Consider the following 21,566-nt stretch of genomic DNA (forward strand, 5'->3'; position numbering starts at 1 on the left):
CTCCCCGGGGGAGAGGGGGCAAAAGCACCTCAGGCACCTGTTCGTTCCGCTCTCCAGGGGAAGAGGGCCGGCAGGGAGACTCACCGGAGACCCCTGCCCCGCTACGCTCTTCCCCCTCTCCCTCCGGGAGAGGCCGGGGTGAGGGCAACGCCCCCGGACCAGGCCCCTGGCGACAGGAGTGCTACCATAGCCGCCCGCTCCCCTCCCCACCGAGACACCCCCGTCCATGTCCCAGCCCCAACCCGCCGCCGGCCAGTTGCAGCGCGGCCTGAAGAATCGTCATATCCAGCTGATCGCCCTCGGCGGAGCCATCGGTACCGGTCTGTTCCTCGGCTCGGCCGGGGTGCTCAAGTCGGCGGGTCCGGCGATGATCCTCGGCTATGCCATCGCCGGCTTCATCGCTTTCCTGATCATGCGCCAGCTCGGCGAGATGATCGTCGAGGAGCCCGTGGCCGGCTCCTTCAGCCACTTCGCCAGTCGCTACTGGGGCCGTTTCCCGGGCTTTCTCTCCGGCTGGAACTACTGGGTGCTCTATGTGCTGGTGGGCATGTCGGAGCTCACTGCGGTGGGCAAGTACGTGCAGTACTGGTGGCCCGAGGTGCCGACCTGGGCCAGCGCCCTGGTGTTCTTCGTGCTGGTCAACGCCATCAACCTGTTCAACGTGAAGGCCTTTGGCGAGACCGAGTTCTGGTTCGCGCTGATCAAGGTGGTGGCCATCCTCGGCATGATGGCCTTCGGGCTCTGGCTGCTGGTCAGCGGCAGCGGTGGCCCCGAGGCCTCGGTGAGCAATCTCTGGAACCATGGCGGCTTCCTGCCCAACGGCTGGAGCGGCCTGTTCGCGGTGCTGGCGATCATCATGTTTTCCTTTGGCGGCCTGGAGCTGGTAGGCATCACCGCCGCCGAAGCCGACCAGCCGCGCACCGTGATCCCCAAGGCCATCAACCAGGTGGTCTGGCGCATCCTGATCTTCTATGTCGGCGCCCTGACCATCCTGCTGTCGCTGCATCCCTGGGACGAACTGGTGCGCAGCATCGGCGCCGGCGGCGACGACTACGCCGGCAGTCCCTTCGTGCAGACCTTCGCCCTGCTCGGCAGCGACACCGCCGCCCATCTGCTCAACTTCGTGGTGCTGACCGCGGCGCTGTCGGTCTACAACAGCGGCGTCTACTGCACCAGCCGCATGCTCTACGGCCTGGCCGAACAGGGCGATGCCCCGCGCGCCCTGCTGCGCACCAATCGCCAGGGCGTGCCCCTGCTGGGCATCGCCGTGTCCTCGGCGGTGACCCTGCTCTGCGTGGTGGTCAACTACCTGCTGCCGCAGAATGCCCTGGAGCTGCTGATGTCGCTGGTGGTGGCCTCGCTGGTGATCGCCTGGGCGCTGATCAGCCTGACCCACCTGAAATTCCGCGCTGCCCAGCGCCAGGCCGGGCGCACCTCGCACTTCCCGGCGTTCTGGTCGCCCTTCGTCAACTGGCTGTGCCTGGCCTTCGTCGGCATGATCCTGGTGCTGATGCTGCGCATCCCCGGCATCGCCGTCTCGGTCTACGCCATCCCGGTCTGGCTGGCCTTCCTGTTCCTCTGCTACAAGCTGCGCCGGGACTGATCGCCTTCGCCCCCGCAGGTATTGGGCTGAGCAGAGCGAAGCCCAATACCTGCATCAGGCACCGCTCGTTGGGCTTCGACGAGGGAACCGTCTCAGCCCAACCTACCCCGCTACTCGAACGGCACCCAGGGTCGCTGCGGCTTCATGATGATGCAGCCGTCCTCACCCAGCGCCCAGATGTCGTAGAAGCGGTTGTCCACCAGCCGCGTGGCGGCGCCCGGCACGGCCACCCGCTGGCTGCAGCTGTCGCTGTCGGCATCGTCGATCACCCCCAGGTCCAGCAGCCGCTCGGCGATCATGAAGTTGCCCGGCGACAGGCCGAGGATGAAGGGTAGCACCGGCACCTGCTCGAAGGTCTTCTGCGCCAGCGGCAGCCAGGCCACCTCCAGCGGACCGCCGGTCCAGAGCAGGCGCTTGAGCGGCCGCAGCTCCGGACGACTGCTGAGGTCGTGGTGCAGCTCCTGGACGAAACCGCGCTCGAAGGTCTTCTGCGCCGACAGCACCTGGCCATAGACATAGGCCAGCGACAGCATCCACAGCACCGGCAGCACCAGCAGCCAGGTCAGCCGTGGCTGGAATCGCTCCAGCAGATCATGGGCCAGCAGCAGCGCCAGGGTCAGGACGACCGCCAGTCCCATCAGGGTGCGGGCTTCGAGGATGAAATCGCTGAACAGCAGGGTGATGCCGGCCACGCAAAAGGCCAGCACCGGCAAGGTCGCAGCGTACAGCAGCAGGGGCAGCAGCGCCCGTCGGCCATAGGCGCGGGCATAGGTCAGGGCCCCCAGGCCGTAACCGATCGCGGCCAGCCCGCCAAACAGCCACCACAGCCAGAGATTGCCCGGGGTGACCAGCAAGCCGACGCTGTGCAGCACCTCGCCCAGCCGGTGCCAGAGCTCGGGTAGCACCTGGCCGCCCACGCCGGCGTGCCGCGTGGTCGCCATCAGCTGGTAGGCCGTCAGGCAATAGAGCACGCCACCCAGCAGCAGCTGCAGGCCCTGGCGCAGCACCAGCCGCAGCGCCTGCTTGGGCGCCTCGCGGCGCTGCACCGCGCGGACCAGCTCCAGGCAGCAGAGGCCGACGAAGACATTGAACGCCACCTGGTAGAAGGCGATGGCCGCCGCCAGCAGCGCCGCCGGTACCAGCAGCGCCAGCGTGGTATGGCGACTGCGATAGATCACCGCATAGATCACCGCCACCAGGCTCAGGGCCATGGTCGGGCCGTCGTACTGGTAGGTCAGGTTGCCCAGCCAGAACGGCGAGAACCATAGCGGCAGCAGGGCCAGGCACTGGGTCGGCCGCGGCGCGCCGAAACAGTGGCGGGCCAGGTCGGTCAGGGCCCAGGCGGCTGCGGCGCAGGCGATCAGCAGTGGCAGGGGGAAGAGATTGAGGGTGCTGCCGCTGAAGGTCAGCAGCCGGTAGAAGACCTCGGTAAGCAACCGCCCCTGCTGCCGCCACTCCGGACCGTTCTCCAGCTGGATGCGCCAGTTGTCATCGACATAGGGGAAGTCGACCAGGATGAAGGGCAGCACGAACAGCAGCAGCGCGGAAAAGAACAGCGCCCGGGTCTGCAGCGGGGTGAGCGTCTGGGGCATGGCGGCGGATCCGAATCCGGCTTCGACGGGAGACGCAGCCGCCGCCACCCGAAGCGATAGCGGCGCCGGCTGCGTGGGGGGTCAGTCCTGCAGGGCCAGCTGGCAGATCCGCTCGCAGAGTTCGTCGAAGTCGATGCCCATGGCCGCCGCCGATTGCGGCAGCAGGCTGGTGGCGGTCATCCCCGGCAGGGTGTTGACCTCCAGGCACCAGAGCCGCCCCTCGGCGTCCAGGCGGAAGTCGGCACGGCTGTAGCCGTCGAGCTTGAGCGCCCGATGCGCGGCCAGGGCCAGGCGGCGCGCTTCCTCGGCGATCTCGGGCGAGACCTCGGCCGGAAACACCTCCACCGCGCCCTTGGGCTGGTATTTGCTGGTGTAGTCGAACACCCCGCTCTGGCCGAGCACGATCTCGCCCACCGCCAGCGGCTGGTCGCCCAGCACGCCCACGGTCAGCTCGCGCCCGGCGACGAAGCGCTCGATCATCACCTCGCGGTCATAGCGCAGCGCCAGCTCGATGGCCGGTTGCAGGTCCTCGGCGCGGCTGACCTTGCTCAGGCCCACGGTGGAGCCCTGCTGGCTGGGCTTGACGATCACCGGAAAACCCAGGGTCGCGGTCACGGTCGCGGCATCTGCCGGCGCCATCAGCCAGTCGGCGGTGGGTACGCCAGCGGCGCGGAACAGCCGTTTGCTGAGGTCCTTGTCCATGGCCACGGCGCTGCCCACCCGGCCACTGCCGGTGTAGCGCAGTTCGGCCAGGTCGAGCAGGGTCTGCAGGGTGCCGTTCTCGCCGGTGCCGCCGTGCAGGGCGAGGAACAGCAGATCCTGGTCGCCCAGCTGGGCGCGGCTGAGCAGCGCGCCGGCGTCCTGGCCGCGCATCCGCACCAGCGCGGTCCGCTCCGGCGGCTCGAGGCCGACCCGGGCTTCCAGCAGCGCGCGCTCGGCATCCTCGTCGAGCAGGCCCAGCGCGGTATCCACGGTCACCACCTGGTGCCCGCGCCGGCGCAGGGCCGCCACCACCTGGGCACCGCTGGCGATGGACACGTCGCGTTCTTCGCTGGTGCCGCCGAGCAGGACCGCGATCTTCAGCTTGTCCTTGACCATCATTCGTCCTCGAAAACGTAGCTGCCGGGCGCGAGATTCTCGAACCGGGTGTATTTGCCGATGAAGGCCAGCCGCGTGGTGCCGATCGGACCATTCCGCTGCTTGCCGATGATGATTTCCGCCACGCCCTTGTATTCGGTCTCCGGGTGGTACACCTCGTCCCGGTAGACGAACATGATGACGTCGGCGTCCTGCTCGATGGCCCCCGATTCCCGCAGGTCGGAGTTCACCGGGCGTTTGTTCGGCCGCTGTTCCAGCGAGCGGTTGAGCTGGGAGAGCGCCACCACCGGGCAGTTGAATTCCTTGGCCAGACCCTTGAGCGAGCGCGAGATCTCGGAGATCTCAGCGGTCCGGTTCTCGCCGCTGCTGCCGCCGATCTGCATCAGCTGCAGGTAGTCCACCATGATCAGCGCCAGGTCGCCGTGCTCGCGTACCAGGCGCCGGGTACGGGCGCGCATTTCCGAAGGACTGATGCCGGCGGTATCGTCGATGAACAGCTTGCGGTCGTTGAGCAGGTTGACCGCCGAGGTCAGCCGCGGCCAGTCGTCGTCGTCCAGCTTGCCGGAACGCACCTTGGTCTGGTCGATGCGGCCGAGGGACGAGAGCATCCGCAGCACGATGGAGTCGGCGGGCATCTCCAGGGAAAACACCAGGACCGCCTTGTCGGTACGCAGCACCGCGTTCTCTACCAGGTTCATGGCGAAGGTGGTCTTGCCCATGGACGGGCGACCGGCAACGATGATCAGGTCCGCCGGCTGCAGGCCGCTGGTCTTCTCGTCCAGATCGGCGAAACCGGTGGATACCCCGGTGATGGCTTCGCTGGAATTGAACAGGGTATCGATACGGTCGATGGCCTTGGTCAGGATGTCGTTGACCCCGACCGGACCACCGGATTTCGGGCGGGCCTCGGCGATCTCGAAGATCTTGCGCTCGGCTTCGTCGAGCAGCTCGTTGGCCCCGCGGCCTTCCGGGTTGTAGGCACTGTCGGCGATGTCGACGCTGATGCCGATCAACTGCCGCAGGGTGGCCCGTTCGCGCACGATCTGCGCATAGGCCTTGATATTGGCCACCGAGGGGGTGTTCCTGGCCAGCTCGGCCAGATAGGCCAGGCCGCCCACCTGGGGCAGTTGGCCTTCGTTGTCCAGCTGTTCGGACAGGGTCACCACGTCGAACGGCTGGTTGCGCTCGGCCAGACGGGCCACGGCGCGGAAGATGAGTCTGTGGTCGTGGCGATAGAAGTCGCCATCGGACACCTGATCGAGCACGCGCTCCCAGGCGTTGTTGTCCAGCATCAGACCACCCAGCACGGCCTGTTCGGCCTCGATGGAGTGCGGCGGGACCTTGAGGGCAGCGGTCTGCAGATCGTACTGCTCGGGCAGGGAAATCTCGTTCATGCGCAGGTCTTGGGCCCCCATTGCGGGCGGCGAAATGATTTTTCGGACGGCAGAAAAGACAAAGGGCACGTCACTGCCTTGGCAATGACGTGCCCGATTGTCGACAGACCGGCGCCGGGGCGCAAGTCCGCCAGTCAGGCGACGGCGCGCTTATTCAGCGACGACGACGATCTTGACGGTAGCTTCGACGTCGGTGTGCAGGTGCACTTCGACATCGTATTCGCCAACGCTGCGCAGCGCGCCGTTGGGCAGGCGAACTTCGCTCTTGTCCAGCTCGACGCCAGCGGCGCTGACGGCTTCGGCGATGTCGCGGGTGCCGATGGAACCGAACAGCTTGCCTTCGTCGCCGGAGTTGGCAGCGATGGTTACGGTCAGGTCAGCCAGCTTGGCGGCACGGGCGTCAGCCTCGGACTTCTTCTCGGCAGCCTGCTTCTCGAGCTCGGCGCGACGAGCTTCGAAAGCCTCGACGTTGGCAGCGGTGGCTGCGGTAGCCTTGCCCTGCGGCAGCAGGAAGTTACGGGCGTAGCCGCCCTTGACGTTCACTTTGTCGCCCAGGTTGCCCAGATTGGCGATCTTTTCCAGCAGGATGACATCCATTGAGTCTTTCCTCTTAACTTTTAACCTTCACCGTCCGCGGGCCCCTGCGGCTCTTGCGCAGACCGCCCACGGAAATCGAACACGCTATCGATCACAGCCAGAATCACCAACAACGGATAGATCAGCTGCCCGAACAGCAGCAGCGTCACGTACAGCCCCACCAGCCAGAATCCTGCCAGGCGCTTGGCCGCCACCAGCCCGTGCAGCAGGGCGATGCCGGCAAAGGCCAGCGGCACGCTGCACAGCGGCGTCAGCAGGCCAAGCCCGCTGCCCAGGTTCGGCGCCAGCACCAGCAGGGCCAGAAGGCCGAGCGCGATGGCCGGACGCAGACGCAGGACGCGAAATTCGCGACCGAACCCCTGGGGGTTGTACAGCGCCGCCTGCCAGTGGCGCCCGAGCATCAGGCACAGCAGGCAGGTGATCTGGAAGAACGCCGCCATCAGGCCGGTCAGCACGGGCAGCAGCAACTGCTGCAACTGCGCCTGCTTTTCCGGCGGCAACTGCGCCGCACTCGGGCCCAACACCTGGGGCAGCAACCGGCGGATTTCCTCCGCCAGTTGCGCGATGCCCTCGGCATAGACCTGCCCCAGCACCAGGGCGAAAACCAACCCCAGCGGGACACTGGCCAACAACACCCGTGTCCAGGACCGGCTCTGGCGCAAAATGGCCGCCAGCAGCGTCGAACCCAGCAACACCAGCACGATGCTGGCATCACCCAGATACAGCCAGAACAGCGCCGGCAGCAGGGCCCAGACCAGCACCCCGGCCGCCGCGGTGGGTCCCCGGCGCAACAGCACCAGGCTGCCACCGGCAGCGGTCATCCAGTACAGCAGCGGCACGACTGCACCCAGCACCACCACGAGGGTGGCTTGAGTACGGCCGCGCATGATGAACTCAGCCAGAGGCCGCATGCCGTGTTTATCCGTTATTCGTGATCAGGCGTCGATCAACGACCGTGGCTGTCGGTGTAGGGCAGCAGGGCCAGGTAACGGGCACGCTTGATGGCGGCGCCCAGCTGACGCTGGTACTTGGCCTTGGTGCCAGTGATACGGCTCGGGACGATCTTGCCGGTTTCGGAGACGTAGGCCTTCAGGGTGTTGAGATCCTTGTAGTCGATCTCTTTCACGCCTTCGGCGGTGAAACGGCAGAACTTACGACGACGGAAGAAACGTGCCATGACAATGATTCCTCGCTAGATCCAGATTACTCGGCGCTGTCGGCGTCGTCGGAGTTGCCTTCGGCGGACTCGGACTCGGACTCGGCAGGACGCTCGCGACGCTCGCGACGCTCGTTGCGGTTTTCTTCGGCCTTGAGCATCTCGGATTGACCGGTGACGGCCTCGTCACGGCGCAGGATCATGTTGCGGATCACGGCGTCGTTGTAGCGGAAGTTGTCTTCCAGCTCGGCCAGGGCCTTGGCGCTGCACTCGATGTTCATGAGTACATAGTGAGCCTTGTGAACGTTGTCGATGGCGTAAGCCAGCTGACGACGGCCCCAGTCTTCCAGGCGATGGACTTTGCCACCGTCTTCTTCGATAGCCTTGGTGTAGCGCTCGACCATGCCGCCCACCTGTTCGCTCTGGTCCGGATGAACCAGGAACACGACTTCGTAATGACGCATTTAATGCTCCTTACGGGTTGCAGCCTGCCGCGGAAACGCGGTCAGACAAGGAGTGAATAGTTCGGATGACTTGCCCTGCGGAATGCGGACGCACTCCGGGCAAGGGGCAACATTCTAGAGAAGGGCGCCGGAGGGCGCAACCGCAGGCATGTCCGGCGCGACCGCCGGACAACCTCAGGCACTCAGCGTTGCACGTCGGCCAGGGCCTGGCGGATCTTGTTCAGATCGTAGGGCTTGATCAGCACCCCGACCCGCGCTTCCATGCCCGGCTCGCGCTCGAAGGCATAACCCGAGGCCACGACGATGCGCAGCGTCGGATCCATCGCCAGGGCGCGCCGGGTCAATTCGATGCCGGACATGCCGCCCAGCCCGATATCGGTGAACAGCACATCGTGTTCGCGCTGCGGCAGCAACTCCAGGGCAGCCTCTGCCGAGGCGACCGCCGTGACCTGATGGTCCAGCTCCTCGATGACTTCGGTGGTCAGCATGCGCAGCGTGGCATCGTCTTCGACGAGCAGCACTCGCAAGCCTACCGGCTCTTGGATCTCCTGACTCACGCGGGCATCCTCTTGTTGACAGGCCTCACGCCGGGCTTTCCCGGGGCGAGGCCGGTATTCTGCGCACTGCAGCGCGATTCGTATAGTGCGATACGCACTGCGTCGGTACCCAGACGTTTCCTAGCGTGGACTACCTGGGCGCAGAGGTGCGTCTTTGACGCACGGCCTCGAACAGGCAGACCCCGGTCGCCACCGAGACATTGAGACTGCTGACGCTGCCAGCCATGGGCAGACGGGCCAGATGATCGCAATGCTCGCGGGTCAGACGGCGCATGCCCTTGCCCTCGGCGCCCATGACCACCACGGTCGGCCCACTCATGTCGACGTCGTAGATCTCCTGGGTCGCCTCACCGGCGGTCCCGACGATCCACAGGCCGCGCTTCTGCAGCTTTTCCAGGGTGCGCGCCAGGTTGGTAACCGCCACCAGCGGCAACACCTCGGCAGCACCACAGGCCACCTTGCGCACTACGGCGGTCAGGGTAGCCGACTTGTCCTTGGGCACGATGACCGCCAGGGCCCCGGCGGCATCGGCGCTGCGCAGGCAGGCACCGAGGTTGTGCGGATCGGTCACGCCATCGAGTACCAGCAGCAGCGGCGGTCCTTCGGCCCGGTCGAGCAACTCCTCGAGCATGGCCTCGCCCCAGACCTGGCTCGGACTGACCTGGGCCACCACGCCCTGGTGCACACCCTCGACCAGCTCATCGAGCAAGGCCCGCGGCTTGCTTTCCACCGCCAGACGCTGACCGGCGGCCAGCTCCAGCAGCGTATCGACCCGCGGCTCACGCCGCCCTTCGGCGATCCACAGCTGCTTCACCCGCCGCGGATGGAAGCGCAACAGCGCTTCCACGGCGTGGATACCGTAGACGGTCTCCAGCTGGCTCATGCGTCATCCTTGGGGCGCGACTGACCCTTGCGATGGGGCTTCTTCGCCTTGGTCTTGGTCTTGCCTTTGGCTGCAGCCTTGGCCTGGCCTTCGGCCTTGGACTTGCCTGCCGATTTCTTCTTGGCACTTGCAGCCTTGGCCTTCTTGACCTTGGCATCCACCGCCGCAGCCCCTTCGGCAGCCGCCCCTTTATCCTGACGTGCTGGTGCGGTACGGCTCTTGGCCGTGTCGCTGGCCTTGCCCTTGTCGCTATTACCTTTGGCCTTGGCCTTGGCTTTGCCTTGGGCTTTGGGCTTGCCGCCCTCGACCTTGGCTTCGGCCAGCAGCGCCTGCTTCACCGCACGACTACGTCTGACGTCGGTATTACCAAGCAACGGGTCGTCCTGCTTCGGCGCTTCTGGCGAAGTCACCTCAACCGAGGCTGGCATAGACGCCTCGGCGTCCTGCTTTCGCCCCGCAGCGGCCGCGCGCCGACGGGCGCTGCGCGAGCGCCGCGGTTCGGACTCCGACTCCGGCGAAACGCTTGCAGGTGTTGCCTCGACCGCCGCGGCGACCCCCTGCTCCTGCGCCGGCGCACCACGACGACGACCGTTACGCGAAGGGTTGGGCTGCTGCTCAGACTTCGCCGAAACGGTCTCGACCGCAGCCTCGGCAACCGGGACGACGCTCGATTCCTGTGACGGCGCGCCACGACGACGGCCGTTACGCGAAGAACTGGACTGCTGCTCAGACTTCGCCGAAACGGGCTCGACCGCAGCCTCGGCAACCGGGACGACACTCGATTCCTGCGCCGGCGCGCCACGACGACGGCCGTTACGCGAACGGCGAGACCCTCGCTCTGGCGCCGGGGAGACAGACTCGCCCGAGGCTTCGGCAGCCGGAACAGCGCTTGGCTCCTGCGCTAGCGCTGGCGCTGGCGCACCACGGCGACGGTTGTCGCGCTTGTTGCGCGGCTCGCGCTCTTCCCGCACGCGTGGCGCCCCGGCACTGGCCGGCAGCACGAAGTCGATCTTGCGCTCGTCCAGATCGACGCGCGCCACCACCACCTCGAGGGGATCGCCCAGGCGATAGCTGCGACCGCTGCGCTCACCGGAGAGGCGATGGTGGACGCTGTCGAAGTGGTAGTAGTCGTCGGGCAGCGCGGTGACATGCACCAGACCCTCGACGAACACCTCGGACAATTCGACGAACAGACCGAAGCCGGTCACCGCGGTGATGACGCCGGCAAAGGTCTCGCCGACGCGATCCTTCATGAACTCGCACTTGAGCCAGTTGGAGACGTCCCGCGTGGCTTCGTCAGCGCGGCGCTCGGTCATGGAGCACTGCTCGCCGAGCTGATCCAGGCGCAATTCGTCATAGGGATAGATGCGCGCCTTGGCCATGCTCGTCGCGCCTGCGCGCTTGACGTGCTTGGTCTCCAGCTTGGAGCGGATGACGCTGCGGATCGCCCGATGCACCAGCAGATCCGGATAGCGCCGGATCGGCGAGGTGAAATGGGTATAGGCCTCGTAGTTGAGACCGAAGTGACCGTTGTTGTCCGGGCTGTAGACCGCCTGGCTCAGCGACCTGAGCATCACCGTCTGGATCAGCCGGAAGTCCGGCCGCTCGCGGATCTGCTGCAGCAGCGCCTGGTAGTCCGACGGCACCGGATTGGCCTTGCCCTTGGTCAGCGACAGCCCCATCTCGCCGAGGAACTGACGCAGGTTGGTCTGCTTTTCCAGGGGTGGCGCATCGTGCACCCGGTACAGGGCCGGCACCTTGTGCTTCTCGAGGAACTTGGCAGTGGCCACGTTGGCGCACAGCATGCATTCCTCGATCAGCTTGTGGGCATCGTTGCGCTGGGTCGGGCGGATCTCGGAGATCTTGCGATCGGCGCCAAAGACGATGCGAGTGTCCTGGGTGTCGAAATCGATGGCCCCGCGGACATGACGGGCAGCCAGCAGTACCTTGTACAGACTGTAGAGCTGCTCCAGGTGCGGCACCACCTCGCCGAGCTGCTTGCGCAACTGCTTGCCTTCGGCCGACTTGGGCTGCTCTAGCACCGTGGAGACCTTGTTGTAGGTCAGGCGCGCGTGGGAGTGGATGACCGCTTCGTAGAACTGGTAGCCGGTCATGCGCCCGGAGCCGGCGATGGTCATCTCGCAGACCATGGCCAGGCGATCCACCTGCGGATTGAGCGAGCAGAGCCCGTTGGACAGGGCCTCGGGCAGCATGGGAATCACGCGCTCGGGGAAATACACCGAGTTGCCGCGCTTTTCCGCCTCGGCGTCCAGCGCCGAGCCGACCTTGACGTAGTGGGAAACGTCGGCGATGGCGACGTAGAGCCGCCAGCCACCGGACTTCTTGGCCTCGGCATAGACGGCATCGTCGAAGTCACGGGCGTCTTCGCCATCGATGGTCACGAAGGGCAACTGGCGCAGGTCGATGCGCTTCTGCTTGTCCTTCTCTTCCACCTCGGGCTTGAGCTTGGCGGCTTCCTTCTCGACGGCCTTGGGCCATTCGTTGGGGATGTCGTAGCTGCGCAGCGCCACCTCGATCTCCATGCCCGGCGCCATGTAGTCGCCGAGAATCTCGACCACTTCGCCCTGGGCCTGGCGGAAGGTGGTGGGCCATTCGTCGATGCGCACCTGCACGAACTGGCCGTGAGCGGCGCCGCCGTGCTTGCCTTCGGGCACCAGCACCTGCTGGCCGATCTTGGGATTGTCCGGCACCACGTAGGCCAGGCCGCTCTCCTGGAAGAAACGACCGACCAGGGATTCGTGTGCCCGGGTGACCACCTCGACCAGACCGCCTTCGCGACGACCGCGCCGATCGTGACCGGCGACCCGCGCCAGGGCGATGTCGCCGTCGAACACCAGGCGCATCTGCGCCGGGCTGAGGAAGAGGTCGTCGCTGCCGTCGTCGGGGATCAGGAAGCCGAAGCCATCGCGATGGCCGGCAATGCGTCCGCGCACCAGATCCAGCTTGTCGATGGGCGCATAGGCACCGCGGCGGGTGTAGATCACCTGACCGTCGCGCTCCATGGCGCGCATACGCCGCCGCAGGGCTTCGAGCTGGTCCTCGGTGACGAGACCGAATTCCTCGGCCAGCTGCGGCCGTGTGGCCGGGGCGCCGCGATCGGCAAGATGAGCCAGAATGAGTTCGCGACTCGGAATGGGGTTATCGTACTTTTCCGCTTCCCGGGCGGCCTCGGGATCGAGGGATTGCCAATCGGCCATCAGTCTGGGGTTACCTTCTAAGTCTGGGTTCGGTAGGAACTGCCATAACGCCTATTGAAACGTGAAAACCGCACAATAGTTAGCCTGGCATGCTCAATAAAAATATTTTTCACAGCAGGGGTTTACAAGCAAACGCCCCCTGAGTAAAGTGCCGCCCCACGACGTCGGGAGCAATCACGACGCCGGAGATGAGCAATCATCGCCTTGAGTGCCCAGGTGGCGGAATTGGTAGACGCACTAGGTTCAGGTCCTAGCGGTGGCAACACCGTGGAAGTTCGAGTCTTCTCCTGGGCACCACTCATTATAGTCGATCGATTTGCAGATCGGTCGACGAAAAGCCGGCGCTAGCCGGTTTTTTAATCCTGAAACCCGCAAGGGTGACGGGAAGCGATCAGAAGTCGCGCTGCAGGCCCAGGTGGCGGAATTGGTAGACGCACTAGGTTCAGGTCCTAGCGGTGGCAACACCGTGGAAGTTCGAGTCTTCTCCTGGGCACCAATACCAAGCGGACGATCCCCGATCGGACGCAACGAAAAAACCGGCTTCGGCCGGTTTTTTCTTGCCCGCGAAAAGGCGCGGGCCCTCCCCTACGCCTTGAATTGTCCCAGACTGCCGCGCAGCTGGGCGGCCAGTTCCGCCAGGGTACGACTGCTGTCCGCAGTGGCCGCCACGGACTCGGCGGCACGCAGCGCCTCGCCATGGATGACCTCGACTCGCTGGCGCACCGCCGCGGCACCCGCCGCCTGGCGCTGGGCGGCCTGGGCCGCCGTGCTCATGCTGGCATGCACCTGATCCACTGCGCGATGGACATCCTGCTGGATGCGCTTGCTGTCACGCAGCACGGCCAACCCGCTGCTGGCCTGCTGCCGTGCCTCGCCTATGGCGGCGACGGCCTCGCGCGCCCCTTCCTGCAGTCCGGCGATGTGCGTACGGATGCTGCCGGTGGATTCCTGAGTCTTGCTGGCCAGCGCCCGCACCTCGTCGGCGACCACCGCGAAGCCACGCCCGCTCTCGCCGGCCCTGGCTGCCTCGATGGCCGCATTGAGCGCCAGCAGATTGGTCTGCTCGGCGATCCCGCGGATCACATCCAGCACCACCTCGATCTGCTCGCTTTGCGCGGCCAGCCGTTCGATCACCTGGGCGCCCGATTCGACCTGGGTCACCAGCCCCTCGATACCTTCGGCCACCTCGGTGGCGATCCGGGCGTTGCTCTGGGCAGAGCTGCGGATGGCCTCCACCTGCTGCAGCGCGCCCTGCATGGCCAGGCTTTCGCCCTCGGCCTCCGCGGCGATGCCGGACAAGGCCTCCAGGCTGCGGGCCACCTCTTCGCGCTGACGCAGCGCTGCCGCTTCGGCGGTGGCGCTGCTGCCGGCCAGGCCACGGATTTCCTCGCCGGTACGTGCGGCGACGCCATGGGCCTCGCCCACCAGCGGCTGCAATTTGGCCAGGAAGCGATCGACCGCCCCACCCAACGCCTGGATTTCATCGCCCTGCCCCAGCTGCAGGCGGCGTGTCAGATCCCCCTCCCCGGCCGCCAGATCGTCCAGCGCCCGCTGCAGCACGCCGATCCGGCGCAGCACCCGCCGCCCCAGCACCAGCGCCACGGCCACGACCATCACCACGCCGACCACGATCAGCCCCAGGGCGATCTGCCAGCGCAGCGCGCCCGCCAGGGCGGCGACCGTCTCACCGGCATTGCGACTCATGGCCAGGGCGGCCTGACGGGTACCTTCCAGACGCGTCGCCAGGGTCGCGGCACTGCCCTTGGCGGCTGCCGTCACGCTGTTGGAGACCAGACCGCCGGCGTCGTCGACCAGGGTCTTGAAACTCTGGTCCAGGGCCGCGCCAGTACGCGCGATGACCTGGGTGGAAAAGCCCACCACCACCTTGCCGATTTCCACGCCGTTGGGACTGATGGAGGCATCCACGCGATAGACCGAGGGATCGCGGGTCGCAGCATCCAGCACCTTGGCCAGGGCACCCTCGCCCTGCCCCATGGCGAGCAGGCGCGCCACGCGCTCATCCTGACGATTGAGATAGCGGGTCAGGTTCTGGCCCTGGGCATCCTGGAAGACCACGAACAGCACCTCGGGATTGCCCTGCGCCCGGCGCGCCAGGTCGGACAGCGCCGGCACATCGGCATCCCACATCGCCTTGGGCGCCACACCCGCCAGCAACTCGGCCAGATTCTGCGCATTGCTCTTGAGGGTGGCGGTCAGGGTTTCACCCACCTGCTGCCGCTCGCGCGCCAGGCGTTGCGCAAGCCCCTCGGCCAGCCGCGCGCGGGTCTGCCCGGCCAGCTCGGCAAGACTGCCATCCACCTCGCCACCGGCCTGGCGCAGGGTATCGGCGAGCTGCTCGGATTCACCGGACAGGCGCGCCGCCAGACCGGACTGCAGGCCCTTCACCGCACCCTGGGTCAGCCAGAGCGCCAGGCCCACCTGGAGAACGACGGCAAGCAACAGACTGACGAATACCGGCAGCAATAGACGGCTGCGCAGCAGCGACAAGAGAAACGACATGGGGGTCTCCAGCGGCGAGGGACATTTACAGGCTGTCGGCCAACTCGAGAAGAGCTGGAGCCTCAGCGATAAATAGTCATAGCAATATGCTGGCCATTTCGGACCAGCGGCCGTCCCCGACCTACCAGCGTCTCTCGCACCCCGAAAACAGAAAAGCCCCGCGGGGCGGGGCTTTTCCGACTGCATCCTTTTAGCGCATCAGGCGAAAGGATGGCGCAGCACGATGGTTTCCTTGCGATCCGGACCGGTCGAGACGATGTCGATCGGCGCCTCGACCAGCTCGGCGATACGGCGGATGTAGGCCTGGGCGTTGGCCGGCAGCGCCTCGAGGCTCTGGGCACCCACGGTGGATTCGCTCCAGCCCGGCATATCCTCGTAGACCGGCTGCAGACCGGTGTAGCTGTCGGCGTCGGTAGGCGCCTCGGTCAGCAGATTACCGGCGGCATCCTTGTAACCGGTGCAGATGCGCACGGTTTCCAGACCATCGAGCACGTCCAGCTTGGTCAGGCACAGGCCGGAGATGCTGTTGATCTCGATGGAGCGACGCAGGATCACGGCATCGAACCAGCCGCAACGGCGCGGACGACCGGTCACGGAGCCGAATTCGTGGCCCTGCTTTGCCAGGTAGGCACCGGTCTCGTCGAACAGCTCGGTCGGGAAGGGACCGGAGCCGACGCGGGTGGTGTAGGCCTTGGTGATGCCGAGGATGTAGTCCAGGTACAGCGGACCCACGCCGGAACCGGTCGCCACGCCACCCGCGGTGGTGTTGGAACTGGTGACGAAGGGATAGGTGCCGTGGTCGATGTCCAGCAGGGTGCCCTGGGCACCTTCGAACATCAGGTTCTCACCGGCCTTGCGCAGCTCGTGCAGGCGGCTGACGACGTCCATGACCAGCGGCTGCATGACCTTGGCGTGCGCCATGGCCTCGTCGTAGGTCTTCTGGAAGTCCACCGGCGGCTCGTTGAAGTAGTTCTGCAGGACGAAGTTGTGATAGTCCAGCACCTCCTTGAGCTTGACGGCGAAACGCTCCGGGTGGAACAGATCGCCGACACGCAGACCGCGACGGGCGATCTTGTCTTCGTAGGCCGGGCCGATGCCGCGACCGGTGGTGCCGATCTTGGCTTCGCCACGGGCCTTCTCGCGGGCCTGATCCAGGGCCACGTGATAGGGCAGGATCAGCGAGCAGGCCGAGCTGATGCGCAGGCGCTCGCGCACCGGCACGCCGCGCGCTTCCAGCTCGCCGACTTCCTTGAACAGGGCTTCCGGCGACAGCACCACGCCATTGCCGATCAGGCACTGGGTGTCGGCGCGCAGGATGCCCGAGGGAATCAGCCGCAGGATGGTCTTCTGGCCATCGATGACCAGCGTGTGGCCGGCGTTGTGACCGCCCTGATAACGCACCACGGCAGCGGCCTGGTCGGTCAGCAGGTCCACGATCTTGCCCTTGCCCTCATCACCCCACTGGGTGCCCAGGACGACGACGTTCTTACCCATAACCTTATCCCCTGTCAGGAAGATTTCTGTCGGCCAGGCCGACGATGCTCACGTTCACCCGGATGCCAGATCCGGTGCTTAGGAATTCAAGGGCACCACGACCCAGGCGCCCTGCTGCTCGACCAGGCGACGATCGCAGCCCGAGCTGTGCAGCTGGTCCGCGTCGTCATAACCGGTGGCCTGGACCACCCGCTCGCCCGCGGCGCGCAATTCGCGCACCGCCTGCCAGAGCACCGGCGCATGGCCAGCCGGCGCCCAGATGCCGCGACGTGGTTCGTCGAGCACGGCGGTGCCCAGCTCGACGAGGGTCTTCAGATCGGTGGAAAAACCGGTGGCGGGACGCGAACGCCCGAAGTCGGCACCGATGTTGTCATAGCGACCACCCTGGGCGATGGACTGCCCGGTGCCCGGCACGAAGGCGGCGAAGACCACCCCGGTGTGGTAGTGATAACCGCGCAGCTCGCCCAGATCGAAATACAGCGGCACGCCCGGGAAACGACCCTTGAGCGATTCGGCCAGAGCGATCAGCTCGTCCAGCGACTGCAGGACGCCTGCGGGCGCACCCGCCAGCCGCTGCCGGGCCTGGTCGAGCACCGCGGCATCGCCGCTGAGCTCAGCCAGCGACCGCAGCCAGCCGCGCTCGGCGGCGGGCAATTCGGCGGTCAGCTCGGCGATCTCGTCCACCGCCTTGCGCTGCAGGGCATCGAACAGCTGCTGCTCGCTGGCGCCGGAGATGCCGGCCGCCTGGCACAGCCCGCGATAGATCCCCACGTGCCCCAGATCCATGTGGATATCGGGCACCTGGGCCTGCTCGAGCACATCGAGCATCAGGCTGATGACTTCCAGATCCCCTTCGCTGCCGGGCACGCCATAGAGCTCGGCGCCGACCTGGATCGGGCTGCGCGAGGTGGACAGGGCACGGGGACGGGTATGCAGCACGCTGCCGGCATAGCACAGCCGGCTTGGGCCGCTCTGCTTGAGGCTATGGGCCTCCATGCGCGCCACCTGGGGCGTGATGTCGGAGCGGAAGCCCATGAGGCGACCGGAACTGGGATCGGTCACCTTGAAGGTGCGCAGCTCCAGCTCCTTGGCCGCGCCGGTGAGCAGCGATTCCAGGAATTCCAGGTGCGGGGTGATGACGAACTCGTAGCCCCAGCAATGGAACAGTTCCAGCACCCGGCGCCGAGCGCCTTCGATGCGCGCCGCGTCGGGCGGCAGGATTTCCTCGATACCGTCAGGCAGCAGCCAGCGGTCTACCGTAGCCATTAGGCCTCTTCTCCATGTCATGGATCGGCACGCGGCTGCCGAGGTCGGCGCAGTGGACTCCTGGAGAATCCTGCCGCCGGATCAAGCCGCTCTGCCGTGGATTGCTACCCGGATCAGCCAGGGCGTCGCCCTTCCACGGGTTTCGTACGGACGCAAAAAAGCCGGGGATGGCCCCGGCTGATTCATGATAACACGAAAAAATCGGCGATCGGGGATGAACGACGAGCGAAGCCTAGTCGCCGCTCATCCCGGACCTCACTGCCCCGGACTCTGGAAATACTTGAAGAAATCGCTCTTCGGATCCAGCACCAGGACATCGCTCTTGCTGGAGAAGCTGGAGCGATAGGCCTGCAGGCTGCGATAGAAGGAGAAGAACGACGGATTCTTCGAGTAGGCCTGGGAATACACCTGGGCCGCCTGGGCATCACCCTCACCGCGAGCCTGTTCGGCCTGGCGATAGGCTTCGGCCAGCAGCACGCGGCGCTGACGATCGGCGTCGGCACGGATGCCTTCGGCCAGTTCGCGACCCTTGGCGCGGTGCTCACGGGCCTCTCGCTCGCGCTCGGTACTCATCCGCTCATAGACGCTGCGGCTGACTTCCTTGGGCAGGTCGATGGCCTTGACGCGCACGTCCAGCACCTCGATACCCAGCTCCTGGTTGGCCATCTTGTTCAGCGCCGCGGTCAGCGAGCCGACCATGGCATCCCGCTCACCGGAGACCACCTCGTGCAGGGTGCGACGACCGAACTGGTCACGCAGTCCCGCTTCCAGGCGGCGCAGCAGGCGTTCGTCGGCGATCTGCTTGAGACCCGAGGTCGCGGTGTAGTAGCGATCGGCATTGAAGATGCGCCACTTGGCGTAGGCATCGACCATCACCGCTTTCTTTTCCAGCGTCAGGAAACGCTGCGTCGGGGTGTCCAGCGTCTGCAGGCGGGCATCGAACTTGCGCACCCGGTTGACGTACGGGATCTTGAAGTGCAGGCCGGGCTCCAGGTTGGGCTCGACCACGCGACCGAAGCGCAGCATTACCGCGCGCTCGGTCTCCTTCACCACGAACAGACTGCTCCAGGCCGCAAGGCCCAGAACGACCACGACGATCAGCGCGGCCAGCGATTTGTTGCTCATCAGCGGCTCTCCCTCGTACGCGCTTCGGTGGACTGCGGCAGATTGCGAATGACCGAGGCCGCCGTGTCGCTCGATGCCGCCGGGGCAGCACCGCTGCTGATGGCCGAGGTCGGTGCCGGGGCACGGTTCTGCATCAGCTTGTCGAGCGGCAGGTAGAGCAGATTCTGGCCGGCCTGACCGGTAACCATGATCTTGCTCGACTGGCCAAGCACTTCCTGCATCGTCTCGATGTACAGACGCTCACGGGTCAGCTGCGGATTGGCCGCGTACTGGACCGCCAGCTGGCTGAAGCGCGAGGCATCACCCTGGGCACGGGCCACGACTTCGTCGCGATAGCCGTTGGCTTCCTCGATGATGCGCTGGGCAGCACCGCGAGCCTCGGGAATCACGCCGTTGGCATAGGCTTCGGCCTGGTTCTTCTCGCGCTGCTCGTCCTCGCGAGCACGGATCACGTCGTCGAAGGCTTCCTGAACTTCGCGCGGCGCCGCGGCGCTCTGGATGTTCACCTGGGTCACGGTGATGCCGGTGCCGTAGGTGTCGAGGAAGCGCTGCAGACGCTCGCGCACATTGGTGGCGACCTGCTCGCGGCCGTCGGTCAGCAACTGATCCATGGTCGAGGAGCCGGCCACGTGGCGCACGGCGCTGTCGGTCGCCTGCTGCAGGCTGACCTCGGGCTGGTCGACGTTGAGGACGAAGTCCTTGAGGTTGGTGATGCGGTACTGGACCGTCAGCGGCACCTCGACGATGTTCTCGTCCTGGGTCAGCATGGCGCCCTGCTTGCTGTAGGCCCGCTCACGGGTCACGTTTTCCTGGTACTTGGTCTCGAAGGGCGGAAAGTAGATGTTCAGGCCGGGCCCTACCGTCTCATGGTATTTGCCCAGGCGCAGCACCACCGCCTGCTCCTGCTCGTCCACGACGTAGACGGCGTTGTACAGCCAGAGCGCGCCGACCAGCAGTACGCCCAGGAGCAGCAAGCCCTTGCCACCACCCGAGCCGAAACTGTCGCCGCCACTGCCGCCGGACCGCTTCTTGCCGCCGACCAGGCGGTTGATGCGGTCCTGAAACTTACGCAAGGCTTCGTCGAGATCCGGCGGCCCCTTGCGTCCACCATTGCCGCCACCATTGTTGTTGCGGCCGCCCCAGGGGTCTTGATTGTTCGAGTTGCCACCGGGCTCGTTCCAAGCCATAGCGCTCTCCCTACTGATAACGCGAAAACGCGCCGAAATGGCGCGCCGACCAATGCTACCGGATGGTCCCTGCCCGAACAAAAGCGCCGAGCGGGGGTTTATTGCAAAACATGTTGCTGGATAAAGACTTCCGGTTCTTCACCGGCCCGGCTGAGCAGTCGATTGAGTTCGGCGCGGGGTACTCGTACAGACAACAGGATGTTGCCTTCGTCATCATGATCGTCCTGGCGAACCACGCCCAGGTCAAACAGTTGCGCGCGCAGCCGGGCATGCCGCTGAGGCAGGCGCAGCACGCCGACGAAGAGATCCTCGCCAAGCAATTCGGCGACGGCCTGACCGACCAGCTCCAGACCGCGACCCTCGCGCGCCGACACCCAGACCCGGATCGGGCGTCCGGTTTCGTCGTCGCGCTGGATATGCGGCTCGACCCCGTCGAGCAGATCGAGCTTGTTGTAGATTTCCAGCATCGGCAGCTCATCGGCGCCGATCTCGTGCAGCACCGCCTCGACCTGCTCGATCTGCAGCTGGCGATCGTCCTCGTGGGCATCGATCACGTGCAGCAACAGGTCGGAGTTGCTGGATTCCTCCAGGGTCGCGCGAAAGGCCTCGACCAGCTTGTGCGGCAGATGGCGGATGAAGCCCACGGTATCGGCCAGCACGATCGGCCCCAGATCCGGCAGCTCCAGACGGCGCAGGGTGGGATCGAGGGTGGCGAACAGCAGGTTGGCCGCGTAGACGCCGGATTCGGTCAGGCTGTTGAACAGTGTGGACTTGCCGGCGTTGGTGTAGCCGACCAGGGACACCGAGGGGATCTCGGCACGGCGGCGCCCGCGACGGGCCTGCTCGCGCTGGCTGCGCACCTTGTCCAGGCGCTGGCGGATCTGGCGGATGCGGATCCGCAGGAGACGGCGGTCGGTCTCCAGCTGGGTTTCACCCGGACCGCGCAGACCGATACCGCCCTTCTGCCGTTCGAGGTGGGTCCAGCCGCGTACCAGCCGCGTGCTCATGTGCTCGAGCTGGGCGAGCTCCACCTGCAGCTTACCCTCGTGGGTCCGGGCGCGCTGGGCGAAGATATCGAGAATGAGGCCCGTGCGGTCGAGGACGCGGCACTCGAAAGCTTTCTCGAGGTTGCGCTCCTGACTGGGCGTGAGGTCATGGTTGAAGATGACCAGATCGGCGGCATGGGCGTGCACCTGATCGTGCAGTTCCTCGACCTTGCCGGTACCGATGAGATAACGCGCGGTCGGCTGGCTGCGATTCACCGTGACGAAAGACACGGTCTCCGCACCCGCCGATCGCGCGAGTTCGAGAAACTCCTGAGGATCTTCGCGCGCCTCGGGATGCAGGCCTTCCAAATGGACCAGAATGGCCCGCTCACCACCTTCGTGACGCTCGAAGAACAACAGGGCGCT

At 66.0% G+C, this 21,566-nt stretch carries 16 protein-coding genes, 2 tRNA genes and 2 pseudogenes; 3 read left to right on the plus strand and 17 right to left on the minus strand.

What is annotated here, in order from left to right:
- The first annotated feature begins 226 nt into the window (after window positions 1-226).
- On the plus strand, window positions 227-1,603 hold the full coding sequence (locus QE393_RS17225) for an amino acid permease (RefSeq protein ID WP_187981008.1): 1,377 nt from the start codon (window positions 227-229) through the stop codon (window positions 1,601-1,603).
- A gap of 110 nt (window positions 1,604-1,713) precedes the next feature.
- On the opposite strand, the gene QE393_RS17230 is transcribed toward QE393_RS17225, so the two are convergent.
- The 10 genes from QE393_RS17230 to rnr form a co-directional block, all read right to left on the minus strand.
- Entirely contained in the window at window positions 1,714-3,195 is a 1,482-nt protein-coding gene (locus QE393_RS17230) for a glucosyltransferase domain-containing protein (RefSeq protein ID WP_187981007.1), read from the minus strand.
- Between the two features lie 81 nt (window positions 3,196-3,276).
- On the minus strand, window positions 3,277-4,293 hold the full coding sequence (locus tag QE393_RS17235; RefSeq protein WP_310044823.1) for a D-alanine--D-alanine ligase: 1,017 nt from the start codon (window positions 4,291-4,293) through the stop codon (window positions 3,277-3,279).
- Window positions 4,293-5,687, minus strand: a complete 1,395-nt coding sequence (gene dnaB, locus QE393_RS17240) for a replicative DNA helicase (RefSeq protein ID WP_273808171.1) — start codon at window positions 5,685-5,687, stop codon at window positions 4,293-4,295. The genes QE393_RS17235 and dnaB overlap by 1 nt, the downstream gene beginning before the upstream one ends.
- Window positions 5,688-5,837: 150 nt before the next feature.
- Entirely contained in the window at window positions 5,838-6,284 is a 447-nt protein-coding gene (gene rplI, locus QE393_RS17245; protein WP_158896715.1) for a 50S ribosomal protein L9, read from the minus strand.
- Between the two features lie 20 nt (window positions 6,285-6,304).
- Window positions 6,305-7,195, minus strand: a complete 891-nt coding sequence (locus QE393_RS17250; protein ID WP_310044825.1) for a hypothetical protein — start codon at window positions 7,193-7,195, stop codon at window positions 6,305-6,307.
- A gap of 35 nt (window positions 7,196-7,230) precedes the next feature.
- Window positions 7,231-7,461: a 30S ribosomal protein S18 gene (rpsR, locus tag QE393_RS17255; RefSeq protein ID WP_059316384.1), complete on the minus strand. Its 231-nt coding sequence runs from the start codon at window positions 7,459-7,461 to the stop codon at window positions 7,231-7,233.
- A 26-nt stretch (window positions 7,462-7,487) separates the two neighbouring features.
- The gene (gene rpsF, locus QE393_RS17260) at window positions 7,488-7,904 is read right to left on the minus strand and encodes a 30S ribosomal protein S6 (RefSeq protein WP_007161146.1); all 417 of its coding nucleotides are present in this window, start codon (window positions 7,902-7,904) and stop codon (window positions 7,488-7,490) included.
- Window positions 7,905-8,086: 182 nt separating this feature from the next.
- Window positions 8,087-8,461 carry a response regulator gene (locus tag QE393_RS17265; RefSeq protein ID WP_007161147.1) on the minus strand — a complete coding sequence of 125 codons (375 nt, stop codon included), beginning with the start codon at window positions 8,459-8,461 and terminating at the stop codon, window positions 8,087-8,089.
- A 130-nt stretch (window positions 8,462-8,591) separates the two neighbouring features.
- On the minus strand, window positions 8,592-9,344 hold the full coding sequence (rlmB, locus tag QE393_RS17270; RefSeq protein WP_273808176.1) for a 23S rRNA (guanosine(2251)-2'-O)-methyltransferase RlmB: 753 nt from the start codon (window positions 9,342-9,344) through the stop codon (window positions 8,592-8,594).
- Complete coding sequence (rnr, locus tag QE393_RS17275) at window positions 9,341-12,562, minus strand: ribonuclease R (RefSeq protein WP_405046261.1); 3,222 nt, start codon at window positions 12,560-12,562, stop codon at window positions 9,341-9,343. The genes rlmB and rnr overlap by 4 nt, the downstream gene beginning before the upstream one ends.
- A gap of 210 nt (window positions 12,563-12,772) precedes the next feature.
- On the opposite strand from rnr, the gene QE393_RS17280 reads away from it, so the two are divergent.
- Both QE393_RS17280 and QE393_RS17285 read left to right on the plus strand, forming a co-directional pair.
- A tRNA-Leu gene (locus QE393_RS17280) sits at window positions 12,773-12,859 on the plus strand.
- Between the two features lie 112 nt (window positions 12,860-12,971).
- Window positions 12,972-13,058 (plus strand) — tRNA-Leu (locus QE393_RS17285).
- 89 nt (window positions 13,059-13,147) lie between these two features.
- Here the strand turns inward: QE393_RS17285 and QE393_RS22625 are convergent.
- The 7 genes and pseudogenes from QE393_RS22625 to hflX form a co-directional block, all read right to left on the minus strand.
- Window positions 13,148-13,663, minus strand: a pseudogene (locus tag QE393_RS22625) (methyl-accepting chemotaxis protein); the annotation flags it as partial.
- Window positions 13,664-14,005: 342 nt separating this feature from the next.
- Window positions 14,006-15,268: pseudogene (locus QE393_RS22630) on the minus strand (HAMP domain-containing protein); the annotation flags it as partial.
- 12 nt (window positions 15,269-15,280) lie between these two features.
- Window positions 15,281-16,576 carry an adenylosuccinate synthase gene (locus QE393_RS17295; protein ID WP_273808178.1) on the minus strand — a complete coding sequence of 432 codons (1,296 nt, stop codon included), beginning with the start codon at window positions 16,574-16,576 and terminating at the stop codon, window positions 15,281-15,283.
- Window positions 16,577-16,654: 78 nt separating this feature from the next.
- A complete protein-coding gene (locus QE393_RS17300) occupies window positions 16,655-17,842 on the minus strand; it encodes an ATP phosphoribosyltransferase regulatory subunit (RefSeq protein WP_273808179.1) in 1,188 nt (395 codons plus the stop codon).
- Window positions 17,843-18,097: 255 nt separating this feature from the next.
- The gene (gene hflC, locus QE393_RS17305; RefSeq protein WP_017642910.1) at window positions 18,098-18,967 is read right to left on the minus strand and encodes a protease modulator HflC; all 870 of its coding nucleotides are present in this window, start codon (window positions 18,965-18,967) and stop codon (window positions 18,098-18,100) included.
- Window positions 18,967-20,154 carry an FtsH protease activity modulator HflK gene (gene hflK / locus QE393_RS17310; RefSeq protein ID WP_158891391.1) on the minus strand — a complete coding sequence of 396 codons (1,188 nt, stop codon included), beginning with the start codon at window positions 20,152-20,154 and terminating at the stop codon, window positions 18,967-18,969. The genes hflC and hflK overlap by 1 nt, the downstream gene beginning before the upstream one ends.
- Window positions 20,155-20,252: 98 nt before the next feature.
- Window positions 20,253-21,557: a ribosome rescue GTPase HflX gene (gene hflX / locus QE393_RS17315; RefSeq protein WP_158891393.1), complete on the minus strand. Its 1,305-nt coding sequence runs from the start codon at window positions 21,555-21,557 to the stop codon at window positions 20,253-20,255.
- Window positions 21,558-21,566 lie beyond the last annotated feature (9 nt).

This window comes from Pseudomonas sp. SORGH_AS_0211, from assembly GCF_031453455.1.
Classification (GTDB): domain Bacteria; phylum Pseudomonadota; class Gammaproteobacteria; order Pseudomonadales; family Pseudomonadaceae; genus Chryseomonas; species Chryseomonas aestiva.

Excerpts from the sequence above, each read along its gene's own strand:
- QE393_RS17225 (WP_187981008.1), top strand. The coding sequence starts at position 227 with ATGTCCCAGCCCCAACCCGCCGCCGGCCAGTTGCAGCGCGGCCTGAAG.
- QE393_RS17230 (WP_187981007.1), bottom strand. The coding sequence starts at position 3,195 with ATGCCCCAGACGCTCACCCCGCTGCAGACCCGGGCGCTGTTCTTTTCC.
- QE393_RS17235 (WP_310044823.1), bottom strand. The coding sequence starts at position 4,293 with ATGGTCAAGGACAAGCTGAAGATCGCGGTCCTGCTCGGCGGCACCAGC.
- dnaB (WP_273808171.1), bottom strand. The coding sequence starts at position 5,687 with ATGAACGAGATTTCCCTGCCCGAGCAGTACGATCTGCAGACCGCTGCC.
- rplI (WP_158896715.1), bottom strand. The coding sequence starts at position 6,284 with ATGGATGTCATCCTGCTGGAAAAGATCGCCAATCTGGGCAACCTGGGC.
- QE393_RS17250 (WP_310044825.1), bottom strand. The coding sequence starts at position 7,195 with ATGCGGCCTCTGGCTGAGTTCATCATGCGCGGCCGTACTCAAGCCACC.
- rpsR (WP_059316384.1), bottom strand. The coding sequence starts at position 7,461 with ATGGCACGTTTCTTCCGTCGTCGTAAGTTCTGCCGTTTCACCGCCGAA.
- rpsF (WP_007161146.1), bottom strand. The coding sequence starts at position 7,904 with ATGCGTCATTACGAAGTCGTGTTCCTGGTTCATCCGGACCAGAGCGAA.
- rlmB (WP_273808176.1), bottom strand. The coding sequence starts at position 9,344 with ATGAGCCAGCTGGAGACCGTCTACGGTATCCACGCCGTGGAAGCGCTG.
- rnr (WP_405046261.1), bottom strand. The coding sequence starts at position 12,562 with ATGGCCGATTGGCAATCCCTCGATCCCGAGGCCGCCCGGGAAGCGGAA.
- QE393_RS17295 (WP_273808178.1), bottom strand. The coding sequence starts at position 16,576 with ATGGGTAAGAACGTCGTCGTCCTGGGCACCCAGTGGGGTGATGAGGGC.
- QE393_RS17300 (WP_273808179.1), bottom strand. The coding sequence starts at position 17,842 with ATGGCTACGGTAGACCGCTGGCTGCTGCCTGACGGTATCGAGGAAATC.
- hflC (WP_017642910.1), bottom strand. The coding sequence starts at position 18,967 with ATGAGCAACAAATCGCTGGCCGCGCTGATCGTCGTGGTCGTTCTGGGC.
- hflK (WP_158891391.1), bottom strand. The coding sequence starts at position 20,154 with ATGGCTTGGAACGAGCCCGGTGGCAACTCGAACAATCAAGACCCCTGG.